14 protein-coding genes and 1 pseudogene are annotated in these 14,900 nt (G+C 70.9%); 10 read left to right on the top strand and 5 right to left on the bottom strand.

The window, feature by feature from the left end:
• The first annotated feature begins 1 nt into the window (after window position 1).
• Window positions 2–1,507: a purple acid phosphatase family protein gene (locus tag CCN51_RS07320; protein ID WP_086859377.1), complete on the top strand. Its 1,506-nt coding sequence runs from the start codon at window positions 2–4 to the stop codon at window positions 1,505–1,507.
• A gap of 32 nt (window positions 1,508–1,539) precedes the next feature.
• On the opposite strand, the gene CCN51_RS59160 is transcribed toward CCN51_RS07320, so the two are convergent.
• From CCN51_RS59160 to CCN51_RS07335, 3 genes are all read right to left on the bottom strand, one after another.
• Window positions 1,540–1,662, bottom strand: a complete 123-nt coding sequence (locus tag CCN51_RS59160; protein WP_014176128.1) for a hypothetical protein — start codon at window positions 1,660–1,662, stop codon at window positions 1,540–1,542.
• Between the two features lie 472 nt (window positions 1,663–2,134).
• The gene (gene pruA, locus CCN51_RS07330; protein ID WP_014176129.1) at window positions 2,135–3,766 is read right to left on the bottom strand and encodes an L-glutamate gamma-semialdehyde dehydrogenase; all 1,632 of its coding nucleotides are present in this window, start codon (window positions 3,764–3,766) and stop codon (window positions 2,135–2,137) included.
• 78 nt (window positions 3,767–3,844) lie between these two features.
• Window positions 3,845–4,771, bottom strand: coding sequence for a proline dehydrogenase family protein (locus tag CCN51_RS07335; protein WP_014176130.1), 927 nt, complete (start codon window positions 4,769–4,771; stop codon window positions 3,845–3,847).
• Between the two features lie 158 nt (window positions 4,772–4,929).
• On the opposite strand from CCN51_RS07335, the gene CCN51_RS07340 reads away from it, so the two are divergent.
• The 3 genes from CCN51_RS07340 (at window position 4,930) to CCN51_RS07350 (ending at window position 7,318) form a co-directional block, all read left to right on the top strand.
• Entirely contained in the window at window positions 4,930–6,237 is a 1,308-nt protein-coding gene (locus CCN51_RS07340) for a PucR family transcriptional regulator (protein ID WP_014176131.1), read from the top strand.
• Between the two features lie 105 nt (window positions 6,238–6,342).
• Window positions 6,343–6,954, top strand: coding sequence for a hypothetical protein (locus CCN51_RS07345; RefSeq protein ID WP_014176132.1), 612 nt, complete (start codon window positions 6,343–6,345; stop codon window positions 6,952–6,954).
• Window positions 6,955–7,069: 115 nt separating this feature from the next.
• Window positions 7,070–7,318 carry a hypothetical protein gene (locus tag CCN51_RS07350; protein ID WP_014176133.1) on the top strand — a complete coding sequence of 83 codons (249 nt, stop codon included), beginning with the start codon at window positions 7,070–7,072 and terminating at the stop codon, window positions 7,316–7,318.
• Window positions 7,319–7,406: 88 nt separating this feature from the next.
• Here CCN51_RS07350 and CCN51_RS07355 read toward each other — a convergent pair whose 3' ends face one another.
• Window positions 7,407–8,045: a TetR/AcrR family transcriptional regulator gene (locus CCN51_RS07355; protein ID WP_014176134.1), complete on the bottom strand. Its 639-nt coding sequence runs from the start codon at window positions 8,043–8,045 to the stop codon at window positions 7,407–7,409.
• Window positions 8,046–8,142: 97 nt separating this feature from the next.
• On the opposite strand from CCN51_RS07355, the gene CCN51_RS07360 reads away from it, so the two are divergent.
• The 3 genes from CCN51_RS07360 to CCN51_RS07370 all read left to right on the top strand — a co-directional run bounded on the left by CCN51_RS07360 (window position 8,143) and on the right by CCN51_RS07370 (window position 12,484).
• Window positions 8,143–9,825: an MFS transporter gene (locus tag CCN51_RS07360; protein WP_014176135.1), complete on the top strand. Its 1,683-nt coding sequence runs from the start codon at window positions 8,143–8,145 to the stop codon at window positions 9,823–9,825.
• Between the two features lie 242 nt (window positions 9,826–10,067).
• Window positions 10,068–11,021, top strand: a complete 954-nt coding sequence (locus CCN51_RS07365) for a glycoside hydrolase family 6 protein (protein ID WP_014176136.1) — start codon at window positions 10,068–10,070, stop codon at window positions 11,019–11,021.
• 2 nt (window positions 11,022–11,023) lie between these two features.
• Window positions 11,024–12,484: a pectate lyase family protein gene (locus CCN51_RS07370; protein ID WP_014176137.1), complete on the top strand. Its 1,461-nt coding sequence runs from the start codon at window positions 11,024–11,026 to the stop codon at window positions 12,482–12,484.
• Window positions 12,485–12,540: 56 nt separating this feature from the next.
• Here CCN51_RS07370 and CCN51_RS60435 read toward each other — a convergent pair.
• Window positions 12,541–12,762, bottom strand: a pseudogene (locus CCN51_RS60435) (ATP-binding protein); the annotation flags it as partial.
• Between the two features lie 89 nt (window positions 12,763–12,851).
• Between CCN51_RS60435 and CCN51_RS07375 the strand changes: the two are divergent.
• From CCN51_RS07375 to CCN51_RS07385, 3 genes are all read left to right on the top strand, one after another.
• Entirely contained in the window at window positions 12,852–13,703 is an 852-nt protein-coding gene (locus CCN51_RS07375; RefSeq protein ID WP_078610435.1) for a helix-turn-helix domain-containing protein, read from the top strand.
• A gap of 12 nt (window positions 13,704–13,715) precedes the next feature.
• Window positions 13,716–13,913: a DUF397 domain-containing protein gene (locus CCN51_RS07380; RefSeq protein ID WP_014176139.1), complete on the top strand. Its 198-nt coding sequence runs from the start codon at window positions 13,716–13,718 to the stop codon at window positions 13,911–13,913.
• A 461-nt stretch (window positions 13,914–14,374) separates the two neighbouring features.
• A complete protein-coding gene (locus tag CCN51_RS07385) occupies window positions 14,375–14,854 on the top strand; it encodes a MarR family winged helix-turn-helix transcriptional regulator (RefSeq protein WP_043486684.1) in 480 nt (159 codons plus the stop codon).
• Window positions 14,855–14,900 lie beyond the last annotated feature (46 nt).

Here is a 14,900-nt window from a genome sequence, read left to right on the forward strand (position 1 = left end):
GCTGCGCGGCGGCGCCGCGGGGGTGGGGACGGTGGCGGGGGCCGGCCTGCTCACCGGTTCGGCGGGCGCCGTGGAAGCGGGCGCGTCCCCGGCACTGTTCACCGGTCCGTCGCCGACGCTGCTCACCGGCCCGGCCTCGCGGAAGGTGGACGGCGCGCTGGTCGCGCCCTTCGGCCGCCATCTCGCCTTCGGCGCCGACCCCAGGACCCAGATGCGGATCTCCTGGCAGGTCCCCTTCGCCGTCAAGGCGCCGTATGTGCGGATCGGCCTCAAGCCCTGGGAGCTGAGCCGGAAGATCGAGGCCGAGGTCCGCCATCTGCACACGCCCGCGCTCAGCGACAAGCTCCCCGCCGTCGACCAGTACTACCTCCACGCCGCGCTCGACGGGCTGAGCCCTGGCGTCACCTATTACTACGGCGTCGGCCACGACGGCTTCGACCCGGCCGACCCGCGCCACTTCTCCGCCCTGGCCACGTTCCGTACGGCGCCAGAAAAGGCCGAGTCCTTCGCCTTCACGGCCTTCGGCGACCAGGGCGTCAGCTATGACGCGCTCGCCAACGACCAGCTGCTGCTCGGCCAGCACCCCGCCTTCCATCTGCACGCCGGGGATCTGTGCTACGCCGACACCACCGGCCACGGCCAGAAGACGGATGTCTTCGACGCCCGGGTGTGGGACTCCTTCCTCGCCCAGACCGCCTCGGTCGCGGCGAGCGTGCCGTGGATGGTGACCACCGGCAACCACGACATGGAGGCCTGGTACTCCCCCGACGGCTACGGCGGCCAGCTGGCCCGCTGGTCCCTCCCCGGCAACGGCCCCGATCCGCGCAAGGCGCCCGGCGTCTACTCCTTCACCTACGCCAATGCGGCGGTCGTCGCGCTGGACGCCAACGACGTCAGCTACGAGATCACCGCCAACACCGGATACACCGGCGGGGAGCAGACGCGCTGGCTGGACCGGCGGCTCGGACAGCTGCGCGCCCAGCCCGGCATCGACTTCATCGTGGTCTTCTTCCACCACTGCGCCTTCTCGACCACCAGCGCCCACGCCTCGGACGGCGGGGTGCGCGACGCCTGGGTCCCGCTGTTCGAGAAGCACCAGGTGGACCTGGTCATCAACGGCCACAACCACGTCTACGAGCGCACCGACGCCATCCGGGGCGGCCGGGTCGCCAAGCGGGTGCCGGTCGGCGGCAGCGCCGATGCGGTGCGCGACGGCATCGTCTACGCGACGGCGGGCGGGGCCGGGGCGCATCTGTACGAGTTCCCGGTGCCCGACAGCTACGAGGGCCATGTGAAGGACCTCGACGAGGTGAAGACCTTCCACTGGGCGAAGGACGGATCGAAGAACAAGGACACGGTGGAGTGGTCGCGGGTGCGCTACACCGGCTTCTCGTTCCTCGCGGTGGAGGTGCGGCCGGGCCCGAGCCCGAAGCTGACGGTCACGACGCTGGCCGAATCGGGCGAGCGCGTGGACCACTTCGAGGTGGTGCGCACGCCGGGGAAGTGACCGGCGCCTTTCTGCTTGCGTCAGCGCTCTCGTCAGTGGCCGGTGGCGCCGCCGTTGTCGCGGCGGTCGAGGGCGCGCTGCAGCGCGGCAGCGGCGTTCTTACGGTCGGTGTTGTCGGTCTTGCGACGGGTCCTGCGGACAGTCGTCTCAGCCATGGTCGCGTCTCCCTGTGTCCCGAGAGGTGCTGCGGAAGATGCCGGAGGGGCGGGGGCCTGAGTGCGGCAGGGGTCACCTGCGCATGCGCACCGGCCGCGGCCGCCGTCGCTCGATCGAGCGAGACGTTCGGCTTCCACAAAAATAAGGCCTCGGAGGCGGACTGTCCGCACAATTACTCGGACGTCCTACTATCTGAGACGCAGAAACGCGCATGGGCTGGTCGAGGCCAACCCCCGTTCGGCCTCGACCAACCAGTATTCGCGCCGTTCAGAAGGTGCTCACTCGTTGGTTAGCTTCGTAAACTGTCGTGAATAACGACTACTTGGCTGTCAGACGCTAGCACCGCCGCGCCTCCGCCGTCCACGACTTTTCGGCCTGTCACACGCGCCCCTCGTACGCCAACGGCCGCCGCCCGCGCCTTGGCGCGGACGGCGGCCGTTGGGGGTCGGGCCCCAGGGCTCAGCGGGGGTCTCAGCCCATGTGCGGGTAGCGGTAGTCGGTCGGCGGGACCAGGGTCTCCTTGATGGAGCGGGTGGAGGTCCAGCGCATCAGGTTCTGCTTGGCGCCCGCCTTGTCGTTGGTGCCGGAGGCCCGCCCACCGCCGAACGGCTGCTGGCCGACGACGGCCCCGGTCGGCTTGTCGTTGATGTAGAAGTTGCCGGCCGCGAAGCGCAGCGCCTCGCAGGTGGCGGCGGCCGCGGCGCGGTCCTGGGCGATGACGCAGCCGGTGAGGCCGTACGGCGACGCCGACTCCATCTGCTCCAGCATCGCGTCGTACTCGGCGTCCTCGTAGACGAACACCCCGAGGATCGGGCCGAAGTACTCGTCCTTGAAGATCTCGTTGTCCGCGTCGGTGGAGACGAGGACCGTCGGGCGGACGAAGTAGCCCTCGCTGTCGTCGTACGTACCGCCGGCCACGATCTCGATGGTCGGGTCGGACTTCGCCCGGTCGATGGCCGCCTTGGACTTGGCGAAGGCGCGCTCGTCGATGACGGCCCCGATGAAGTGGGACAGGTCCGTCACATCGCCCATCGCCAGGCTCTCCACCTCGGCGGCGAACTCCTCCTTGAAGCCGCTCTCCCACAGCGAGCGCGGGACATAGGCGCGCGAGGCGGCGGAGCACTTCTGGCCCTGGTACTCGAAGGCGCCGCGGGTCATCGCCGTCTTCAGCACCTTGGGGTCGGCCGACGGGTGGGCGACGATGAAGTCCTTGCCGCCGGTCTCGCCGACCAGGCGCGGGTAGGTCTTGTACGTCTCGATGTTGGCGCCGACCGTCTTCCACAGGTACTGGAAGGTCCGGGTCGAACCGGTGAAGTGGATACCCGCGAGGTCCGGATGGGCCAGCGCCACCTCGGAGACGTCCTTGCCGTCGCCCGTGACCAGGTTGATCACGCCCTTGGGCAGCCCCGCCTCCTCCAGCAGCTCCATCAGCAGCACGGCGGCGTGGGTCTGCGTCGGCGACGGCTTCCAGACCACCACATTGCCCATCAGGGCGGGGGCGGTCGGAAGGTTGCCCGCGATCGCGGTGAAGTTGAAGGGCGTGATCGCGTAGACGAACCCCTCCAGCGGCCGGTGGTCGCTGCGGTTCCAGACGCCCGGGGAGTTGGTCATCGGCTGCTCGGCCAGGATCTGGCGGGCGAAGTGGACATTGAAGCGCCAGAAGTCGACCAGCTCACAGGGGGTGTCGATCTCGGCCTGCTGCACGGTCTTGGACTGGCCGAGCATGGTCGAGGCGGCCAGCGTCTCGCGCCACGGGCCGGAGAGCAGATCGGCGGCCTTGAGGATGATCGCGGCCCGGTCGTCGAAGCTGAGCGCGCGCCACGCCGGGGCGGCGGCCAGGGCCGCGTCGATCGCGTCCCGCGCATCGGCCTGGGTGGCATTGGCGTAGCTGCCCAGGCGCGCCGCGTGGTTGTGCGGCTGCACCACGTCGAAGCGCGTCCCCCCGCCCATCCGCTTCTCGCCGCCGATGGTCATCGGCAGGTCGATGGGGTTCTGGGCGAGCTCCTTGAGCTTGGTCTCAAGGCGTGCGCGCTCGGGGGTGCCGGGGGCGTAGGTGTGCACCGGCTCGTTCACCGGCACGGGGACCTGGGTCACGGCGTCCATGGTGGCCTTTGTCTCCTTCGAGCGTCGGGGTCGATCGTCGTGTACGCGAGGGGGCGGGGGGAGGAGCGTTCCGGCTGGTCAGCCGCGGCCGACCAGCGAGCGCAGGAAGAACGCCAGGTTCGCGGGGCGCTCCGCGAGGCGCCGCATGAAGTACCCGTACCAGTCTGTTCCATACGGAACATAAACCCGCATACGGTGCCCCTCGGCGGCAAGCCGCTCCTGCTCGGCCGGGCGGATCCCGTACAGCATCTGGAACTCGTACTCGTCGAGCTTGCGGCCGAAGCGGCGCGCCAGCTCCTGGGTGATGGCGACCATCCGGGGGTCGTGGGAGCCGATCATCGGGTAGCCCTCGCCCGCCATGAGGATCTTCAGACAGCGCACATAGGCCAGGTCGACCTCGCGCTTGTCCTGGTACGCGACGCTCGCCGGCTCCTTGTACGCGCCCTTCACCAGCCGCACCCGCGAGCCTTCCCCGGCCAGCGCCCGGCAGTCGTCCTCGGTACGGAAGAGATACGACTGGAGGACCGCGCCGGTCCTCGGGAACCGCCGGCGCAGCTCGGCGAGGATCGCGAGGGTGGAGTCCACGGTGGTGTGGTCCTCCATGTCCAGGGTGACGGTGGTGCCCGCCGCGTCCGCCGCCTCCACCACCGGGGTCACATGGGCCAGGGCCAGATCATGGCCGCCGGACAGCGCCTGCCCGAAAGCCGACAGCTTCACCGACATCTCCGCCCGCCCGGCCAGGCCCTCGGCGGCCAGCGCCTCGGTCAGCGCGAGATAGGCGTCCCGGTTGCGCAGCGCCTCCGCCGGGTCGGTGATGTCCTCGCCCAAGTGGTCGAGCGTGACCTCCAGGCCGCGCTCCGCCAGGGCGCGGACGACCGGGATCGCCTCGGCCAGGCGCTCACCGGCGACGAACCGGTCCACCGTCGGGCGGGTCACCGGGGCGGCCGAGACGATACGACGGATGGCGGCACTGCGGGAAGCGGCAAGCAGCACGGGACCCAGCACGGGGCACCTCCACGATGACGGCCGTCGGACGGCTTTGTTGACTCACCGTGAAACTTAAGGATCGCTCGCATCCCCGGCCATCGACAGCTGTCACGCATCCGTGTCCGGGATCTCAGACAGATGTATGAGAATGGGAGCCGTGGAACGGAGGCGGGCCGGTGCTCGACGACTATCAGCAGCTTGTGGACGAGATCTCGGCGGCACTCGGCGCGCCCACGACGCTGGAGAACCGTGACTTCGAGCTGATCGCCTTCGGCGCCCACGACAGCGGCGCGTACTCCACCAAGGCCGACGAGGCGGACGAGCTGGCGCTCGACCCGGTGCGCACCCGCTCCATCCTGCGGCGCCGGTCCACGGCGGCGGTGCGCGCCTGGTTCGAGGGCTTCGGCATCGCCCGCGCCCAGGCCCCGCTGCGGATCCCGCCGGACCCGGGGGCGGGAGTCTTCATGGGCCGGATCTGTCTGCCGGTGCGCCACCGGGGCGTGGTGCACGGCTATGTATGGCTGCTCGACGACGGCCATCTCTCCGACCTGGAGCTCGGCGGACCGTCCGGCCCGCCCGACCCCCGGCTCGCCCGCGCGATGGAGACGGCGGCTCGGATCGGGGCGCTGCTGGCGGCGGAGGCTCAGGCCGACGAGGAGCTGGGCGGGCAGCTGCGCGATCTGCTGACCGGGCCGCCGGGCGGCCGCGACACCGCGCGTACGGCCCTGCGCGCCGCGCTGCGCGGGGCGGCCGACGGGCCGCTGGCGCTCGTCGCGGTGACCCCGTGGGCCCCAAGGGATGCCTCGAACGCCGAGGACGCTGAGGACTACCCCTCCGCCCGGCTGCCCAGCCCGCCCGGGGTGGCCGCCGTCTGCGTACTCCCGGTGCCCCCCGGACCGGGCCCGGCGGCGGGTCCCGCGGCGGGCCCGGCGGCGGGGCGCTCCCCGGCCGCGGGCCTGGCCGCGCTGGTCCGGCTGCGCGCCTCGACGGCCCTGGACCCGGCCCGTACCGCGGCCGAACATCTGCTGCGCTCCGCCGGGGGCGGTCCGGAGCGCTCCGGGACCGTACGGGACAGGGGGTTCGCGGGCGTCAGCGCGCCGCGCCGCGGCCTGGACGACTTGCCCGCGGCCTGGCCCGAGGCGCTGGCCGCCGCGCGGGCGGCCCGGGCGGACGCGCGGCTGGGCCCGGTCGCGGAGTGGTCCGCCATCGGTCCGTACCGGCTGCTGGCCGCGCTGCCCGCGCAGGCCGGCCCCGACCCCGTCGTACAAGCCCTCTTGAAACCCTCGCACGCCGAACTCGCCCGCACCGCCGAGGCGTTCCTGGACTGCGCGGGGCAGGCGAGCCGCACCGCCCAGGCGCTCGGCATCCACCGGCAGACGCTCTACTACCGGCTCTCCCGCGTCGAGCAGCTGACCGGGCTGGACCTCGACGCGGGCGAGGACCGGCTGCTGCTGCACATGGCGCTCAAGTCCGCGCGCCTATGACTGTCAGCCTGAGACTGTCGGAGGGGGATGTCACAGTGGGTGCCACCGATCGAACAGGCGATCGGGAGATCCCAGGACGATGAGCGATGGGCACGGGGGCCGGCCATGGGTGACTACTTTCAGCGGATCGTGGACGTGGAGGCGGACGAGCAGGAGGCCGGGCCGCTCGCCGAGCGGATGGTCGACTGGCTGGTCTCCGAAGGCGTGATCACGCGCGAGACGTCCGGCGAAGGGGTGTACAGCCAGACCGCGGACGAGGGGTATGTGCCGGGCCCCCGCTGGGACCGGGCCGTGGTGGGTTCGGCGGAGACGACGTGGCAGCCCGGCCCGGTGGCGGTGATGGTCGGGCGGGACTACTACGTCGGGGGCCAGGGTCAGGACGAGCCGGACTCGGCGAGCTGTCCGCGCTGCGACGCCACGACGGTGATCATCGACTATCCGGAGGAGTTCGAGGCGGACGAGGAAGTCTGGCGGCCGTACCGGGAGGCCATCGCCGCCTGGAAGGAGACCAGCGAGGAAGGAAGCGTGGTCTGTTCCGCGTGCGCGGCGGCCGTCCCGGTCACCGAGTGGCGGTTCGGCTCCGGCTTCGGCTCCAGCTTCGACCTCGGGGCGCTCGCGTTCGACTTCTGGGGGTGGCCGCCGCTGGACGACGCCTTCCTCGCGGAGTTCTCCAGGCGGTTGGGGCACCGCACCGGGGAGCAGATGGGCAAGTTCTGAATGGCCGTTCGCCGGGTCGGCCGGTGTCGACGGGCGCGCCGAGTACAGGAGGAAGTCGACCAGGGTCGGGGCCGATCTGCACCGGCGTAAGAAGTCCCTGCCGGTCGTCGCGGCCTTGCGCAGCGGTACGCCCGCCGGGCGGCGGCTGGCCGAGCTGTACCACGACGAACGTCCCTTGAAGTCCACCGGCGTCGCCCGCGCGACCACGCTGGTCGAGCAGGCCGGCGGGCGCGACTGGGCCCTGGCGGAGGCAGCCCGGCAGCGGTCCATGGCGCTGGGCCGGCTGGCCGAGGCCACCCTCGATCCGCAGGCCGCCCACGGTCTGCGGTCGTTGGCGGACCTGGCCATGCACCGCAGCAGCTGACCGGCCGGGCGCCGGCCGGACCGCCGGCCGGCGCCCGCCCCGCGACGCCCGTCGGCACCGGCCATCGGGGCCCGAGGGTGACGCGGGGTCAGTCGGCCGGGGCGGAGGTCGGGCCGGTGACGATACGGCGCATCGCCTCGGTCAGCTCCCCGGCGCCGGGCGTGCCGTCGGGGTCGATGGCCATCTGCACGGCCATGCCGCCCACCAGGGTCATATAGAACGAGCCCAGGATCCGCGCACTCTCCTCGTCGACCTCGTCCTCCAGGATCCCGTGGAAGAGGGCCACCAGCCCCTTCCGCCCCTCCGGCTGCGCCTGCCCGAACGCCGCGCGCAGCTCCGGGTCGCCCTCCGCCCGCATGACCGCCTCCAGTTGCGCCCGCCACAGCGCCTGGTGCTTGCCGAACAGTTCGAGCATCCGGGTCCACCCCACCTCGAACCGCGCCACCTGACCGGCCTCGGAACCCTCGGCGGCGGAACCGGCCGCGGCACCCGGGCCCTCGGGGCTCCGGACCTCTTCTCTCAAGGACCGCTCGACGTCGTCCGCCCATTCGCCCATGGCCGCGAACAGGGCCTCTCGCATCAGGGCGTCCTTGGAGCCGTAGTGGTAGCCGATGGACGCCAGATTGGCACCCGAGGCCGCCACGATGTCCCGCGCGGTGGTGCGCGACCAGCCCTTTTCCAGCAGGCAACGTTTGGCGCCCGCCAACAGATCCTCTCGATGTCCCATGGCGTCAGCCTATCCCGACACCCATACAACCGTCCAAGACGTGCGTCTTATACGGCCGTACTAGACAAGCGTTTAAGACGCTCGTATATTCCTCGGCATGACTTCGACCCCCGCCAATTCCCGTGCCGGCCGCAGGGAATGGACCGCCTTCGCGGTCCTGATGCTTCCGCTGCTCCTGGTGTCCATGGACGTATCAGTGCTGTACTTCGCGCTCCCGGAGATCAGCGCGCAGCTGCACCCCAGCTCCACCCAGCAGCTGTGGATCTTCGACATCTACGGCTTCGCCCTCGCTGGACTGCTCATCACCATGGGCTCGCTCGGCGACCGGATCGGGCGCCGGAAGCTGCTGATGCTGGGCGCCACGGCCTTCGGCGCCGCCTCGGTCGCCGCCGCGTACGCGAACAGCGCCGAGATGCTGATCGCGGCCCGCGCGCTGCTGGGCATCGGAGGGGCGACCCTGATGCCCTCGACGATGGCGCTCAGCCGCAATCTGTTCCAGGACCCGAAGCAGCGCGCCACCGCGATCGGCATCTGGTCCGGCGCCATGGCCGGCGGGGTGGCGCTCGGCTCGGTGCTGAGCGGGGTCATGCTGTCCCACTTCTGGTGGGGCTCGGTCTTCCTCATCAACACCCCGGTGATGGCGCTGCTGCTGGTCCTCGTCCCGGTCCTGGTGCCCGAGTTCAAGGACCCGGCCCCGGGGAAGTTCGACCCGCTGAGCGTCCCGCTGTCCATGGGCGCGGTGCTGCCGGTGATCTACGGCCTGAAGGAGTCGGCGGCGCACGGGTTCAGCGGGCCGCGGGCGCTGTGGATCGCGGCCGGGCTGCTGATCGGCCTGGCCTTCGTGCACCGCCAGCGCACCCACGCACACCCCATGATCAGCCCCGAGCTCTTCCGCCGCCGCGGCTTCGGCTCCTCGATCGGGCTCAACCTCATGGCCTCGTTCGCGATGATGGGCTCCGCTCTCTTCACCACCCAGTACCTGCAGTCGGTGCTCGGCAAGGGCCCGCTGGAGGCCGCGCTGTGGAGCCTGCTCCCGTCCGTCATGGTGGGCGCCGCCGGCCCCGCGTCGGCCGCGATCGCGCAGAAGGTGAACCGCGCGTACGTCATCGGCGGCGGATTCCTCGTCGCGGCCGCCGGGTTCGGGCTGCTGACCCTCGCCGGCACCGACTCGCTGTGGCTGGTGCTGATCGCGGCGGGCGTCCTCGCCTCCGGCATCGTGACCGTGATGTCGCTGGTCACCGACATGGCGATGGGCACCGCCCCGGCGGAGAAGGCCGGTTCCGCCTCCTCCCTGCTGGAGACCGGCCAGGAGTTCGGCGGGGCGCTCGGGATGGCGCTGCTCGGCGTCGCCGGCAACGCCGTCTACCGCCACGACATGAGCGACAAGCTGCCCGCCGACCTGCCGTCCGGCCTCCCGGCCGAGGCGCTGGACGCGGCTCGCGAAACTTTGGGCGGCGCGGCGGCGGTGGCGGACCGGCTGAGCGGACGGGCCGGTGACGAGATGCTGGGCGCGGCGCGCGAGGCGTTCACCCACGGCATGCAGGTGGCCGCGGTGGCCGGGGCGTTGGTCCTGGTCGCGGCCGCGACCCTGGCGGCCGTCGCCCTGCGCCATGTACGGGTCGAGGCCCCCGCGGTGGAAGAGGCCGGCATGGACGCGGAGCCGGACGCGGAGCCGACCGCTGGGCCGGCCGCTGGGCCGACCGACGGACCGTACGGGATCGGTGCCGAGCCGGGGACGGCACCGGGCGAGGTCCAGCCGGAGCCGGTGGCGAGCCGCTGACGGACCCCCACCCCTCACCGTCGCGACCCCGCCCGGGACCCGGGCGGGGTCGCGTCATGCCGGGGCGCTGCCAACGACCGGAAGATCTCTCGAACTTGACTCGAATTCTCGCCCATCCGACGGCAACCTTCGGCCCGCTCGGCGGCAACCAGAAGCAACAGAGCGCTACTCGTTTCGCACTGTCACCTCACATCACAGAAGTACCCAAAGTCCCCTAATCCCCCCGAGAGGACTGATGCACCGTGCGCCTCCCCCGAGCGTTTGTGACCGCCGCTCTCGCCACCGCGTTCCTGGTGGGGGCGGGCCATGCGCCCCAAGCCGTCGCGGGTGAACTGCCCGGCGGCACCACGTTCTTCACCGACTCCCAGTCCCAGGTCAACAAGTGGGTCGCCGCCAACCCCAGCGATTCGCGCCAGCCGCGCATAGCCTCGCGCATAGGCAGCCAGCCGCAGGCCGTCTGGTTCGCCAACTACTCCCCCTCCACCGTCACCGCGGACGTCCGCAGGGTGACCGCCGCGGCCGCCGGCAAGAACCAGGTCCCCGTCCTCGTCGCGTATATGATCCCCAACCGTGACTGCGGCGGCGCCTCCGCGGGCGGCGCCCCCGACCTCGCCGCCTACGACGCCTGGGCGCGCAACTTCGCCGCCGGACTGGGCAGCGGGTCCTCGATCGTCATCCTCGAACCGGACTCGATCGCGCTCATCACCTGCCTGTCCTCCAGCGAGCTGAGCGGCCGCTACGCCTCGCTCGCCCGGGCCGCGAGCGCCATCCACGCCGCGAACCCCAAAGCCCGGGTCTACTTCGACGCCGGCCACTCCGCCTGGAACAGCGCCGCCACGCAGGCCTCGCGGCTGCGCTCGGCGGGCGTGCTGACCAGCGGCGACGGCATCTACAGCAATGTCTCCAACTACAACCGCACCGCCAACGAGGTCGCCTTCGCCAAGAGCGTGCTCAGCCAGCTCGGAGGCTCGGGCCTGACCGCGGTCATCGACACCAGCCGCAACGGCAACGGCCCCGCCCCCGACAACGCCTGGTGCGACCCGCACGGCCGCAAGCTGGGCGAGAACCCGACGGCGAACACCGGCGACCCGGCCATCGACGCCTATCTGTGGATCAAGCTGCCGGGCGAACTGGACGGCTGCGCGGGCGCCGCGGGCAGCTTCTCCCCGGACTACGCGTACGAGCTGGCGGGCTAACCGTGCGCGAACGCACCTCGTACGCCGTGGCGGCGGCACTGCTGTGCGGGCTCCTGTCCGCACCCGGCGGTGCCGCCGCCGCACGCGAGGGTCTGCCCCAGGAGCGCCCTACCGGCTGGGCCACGGCGGGTCCGGGCACGACGGGCGGCGCGGGCGCCGCGCCCGACAGCACATATGCCGTCCGCACCCGGGCCGAGCTCAAGGCCGCCCTGGCCAACCACGGCGACCCCACCGCGCCCAAGGTCATCACCGTCCGCGGGACCATCCACGGCAACCAGACCGACGACGGCCGCCTCCTCGGCGCCCAGGACTACGCCCCCGGCTGGGACCTGACCCGCTACATGGACTGCTTCGGCCCCGACGGCACCGCCTGGAGCGATGACCGCTACGAGTGGTGCAAGCGCATGCGTACGCTCCGGATCACCGGCTCGAACGCCCAGAAGCAGCAGATCCAGCTGACCGTCCCCAGCAACACCACGGTCCTCGGCGCCGGCGACGACGCGGCGCTCCTCGGCGTCGACCTCACCGTCAACACCGGCCAGAACATCATCATCCGCAACCTCGGCTTCGAGGCGCCCATCGACCACTTCCCCAGCTGGGACCCCGGCGACGGCGACCAAGGCGCCTGGAACGCGCGCTTCGACGCCATGTCGGTGGTCACCGGCCGCAACCTCTGGATCGACCACTGCGCCTTCGGTGACGGCCGCTACCCCAACAGCCAGGCCCCCACCGACTTCCACGGCAAGCCCGTCGAACGCCATGACGGACTGCTCGACATGGAGGACGCCACCGACTTCGTCACCGTCTCCTACAGCCGCTTCACCGACCACGAGAAGACCGTCCTCATCGGCTCCGGCGACGGCAAGGGCGACCGCGACCGCGGCCATCTGCGGATCACCTTCCACCACAACCTCTTCGCCGACACCGCCCAGCGCTCCCCGCGCGTGCGCTTCGGCCAGGTCCACGCGTACAACAACTACTTCCGCGGCGCCACCGACGACCCCGACTACCCCATGCGCGGCCCAGGGCTCGGCGGCAGCTCGTACTTCCTCGGCGTGGGCCTCGAATCGAAGCTCGTCTCCGAGTACAACGCCTTCGACCACACCGGCCCCGGCGCCTCCCCGGACATCGTGCTGGCCAACTTCCACGGCCACCAGTTCACGGACACGGGCTCCTGGTACCGGGGCCGCCGGATCGATGTGAACGCCCTCGCCCGGCGCACCTTCGAGACCGCCGCGGCCAAGGCCCGGGACGAGGCGCAGTCATCGGGCACCGAACCGCCGGAGTGGGCGACCCGCACCTTCACCACGGACGTCGGCTGGTCCCCCGCCGACGTCTACCGCTACCGCCCGCTGAGGTCGGCGGCGGCCGTCAGACATACGGTGCTGCGTGATGCGGGCCCGACGATCTCGAACCAGATCAACTTCCCGCCGACCCCGAACAGTTCCTCGCCAATCGCGTAGCCGTCCCAGGCGTCGGCACACAGCTGGACGAGCGCCAGGCCCCGCCCACGGTCCTCGTCGTCCCCCGCGACCTGCGCGCCGTCCAGCACCGGCAGCTTGGGGTTCGTGTCGCACACGCTGATGCGCAGTCGCCCCCTGGCCCAGAGCACCCGGACCGACGCCGGGCCGTCGGAGTAGCGCACGGCATTGGTGACCAGCTCAGACGTCAGCAGTTCTGCGGTGTCGATGAGTTCGTGAAGCCCGTGACACGCGACACACCGTAGAGGTTCCGGCTGCATACTTTCCACTCGATCGGCAAAATTCACTATTCCGCTGGACCCTGTGGCGGCAGGACGACAGACTGAGCGAGATCGGGAAGAGAGAGTCCATGGCGCAGAGAACCGCACCAACAGCCCGTCAACAGCGCCTGGGAACGGAGCTGCGCAAGCTCCGCGAGAGAGCCGGAATGACCGCCCGCGAGGCAGGCGAACTGCTGGGCGGCAACCAAGCGCGGATCAGCAACATCGAAGCAGGGCGCTCGCCCGTGAGCGCAGCCATGGTTCGCACCCTCGCGTGTAACTACGACTGCTCGGACGAGCCGCTTCTTGAGGCGCTGGCAGGGATGACTGGTGAGCGCAGGCGCGGCTGGTGGGAGGAGTATCGCGGCATCCTCCCGACGGGGCTGCTCGACCTCGCCGAACTGGAACACCACGCCACGGGTTTGCGCATCGGGCATACCGTGCACATCCCTGGGCTGTTGCAGACCATCGACCACGCGCGAGTGGTCTTCCAACAAGGCGTGCCCGCTCTCCCGCCGCCGGAGGTGGAACACCGGCTCTCACACCGGATCAAACGGCAGGCCGTCCTGTACCGCGACGAGCCACCCACCTTCACCGCTGTCCTGCACGAGGCCGCCCTCAGGATGCAGTTCGGCGGCCCGGCGACAACGCGGGCGCAACTTCGGCACATTCTCGACATGAGCGAGCGCGATCACATCACGGTTGTGGTCATCCCCTTCGCCTCCGGCGCGTTCCCCGGGTCCGGACAGTCGGTCTGCTACGCCTGCGGGCCAGTACCGCAGCTCGACACCGTGCAACTCGACCAATCCCATGGGTCCGCACTGCTCGACGCAGAAGCACAATTGGTCAAGTACCGAACACTTCTTGACCGGATGGAAGCCGCAGCCCTCAAGCCCAACAAGTCACGCGACTTCATCCACGAGATCGCACGCAGCCTCTGAAAGGCAGGAACGTTGTCCACGCTGGCCTGGCAGAAGTCCTCCTACTGCGCCGAGGGGAACAGCTGCCTCAACCTCGCCGTCGCCCCCGACCGCACCATACGACTCCGCGAGAGCGAAGACCCGGACATCACCCTCACCACCACCCCCGCCCACCTCGGGACGTTCATACGCGCCGCCAAAGCCGGGGCCTTTGACCATCTCGCGCCCTGAGTCCCGCAGAAGAGCGGTGCGCTCGACCGGAGGTGGGAGCCCTACGAACGGGCCAGCGCCACTGGACGGCATGGTCCGGTCGCCGCGTGCGGGCATCATCTCGCGCCTTCGGCGCACAGCGGCCAGTAGCGGGAAAGGGAGGGGGCGCTGGAGGCATCGTCGCCGTCCTGCCCCCAGGGGGCCGTCACCGGGTGGCGGGTGGCGGAACGGCGGATGGTCGCCAGGAGCGGTGGAGGTCGGTCCGCTTGGGCCCTCCCCCCCCCACCTGCTCTCAAAAAAATGCTTGCTCTGCATCAAGCATTGCATCAACCATCCGTCGCGCTCCCGCGCCCCCGACCCAGCGCACCGCTGGACTGACCGCTCGGCCACCGCGCGGCAAGTTGCCCCGCCGTCCGGCCGCCCCACCCAGAAGCTCCCCTTCCGGATAATCCGCCACGGATCGAATTGTTACCCTGGCACCCATGACCGCCATGGCACCCAAGCGCAACGAACCGGACCTGTCGTTCCTGCTCGATCACACGAGCCACATCCTGCGGACCCAGATGTCGGCGGCGCTCGCCGAGATCGGACTGACGGCGCGCATGCACTGCGTACTGGTCCACGCCCTGGAGGAGGAGCGCACCCAGGCCCAGCTCGCCGAGCTCGGCGATATGGACAAGACCACGATGGTGGTGACCGTGGACGCCCTGGAGGCGGCCGGGCTCGCCGAGCGCCGTCCCTCCAGCCGGGACCGGCGGGCCCGGATCATCGCGGTCACCGAGGAGGGCGCCCGGATCGCCGGGCAGAGCCAGGAGATCGTCGACCGGGTGCACCGGGAGGCGCTGACGTCACTCCCCGAGCCCGACCGGGCCACCCTGCTGCAGGCCTTGAATCAGCTGACCGAAGGACATCTGGCCACACCGGCGGAGAGCCCCCGGCCCGCCCGGCGGGCGCGCCAGTAGACCAAGTAGAACCGAAAGAGATCGTCTACAACAGAACTATCTGCTA

The sequence above is a fragment of the Streptomyces milbemycinicus genome (assembly GCF_002154605.1).
In the GTDB taxonomy this organism is placed as follows: Bacteria; Actinomycetota; Actinomycetes; order Streptomycetales; family Streptomycetaceae; genus Streptomyces; species Streptomyces milbemycinicus.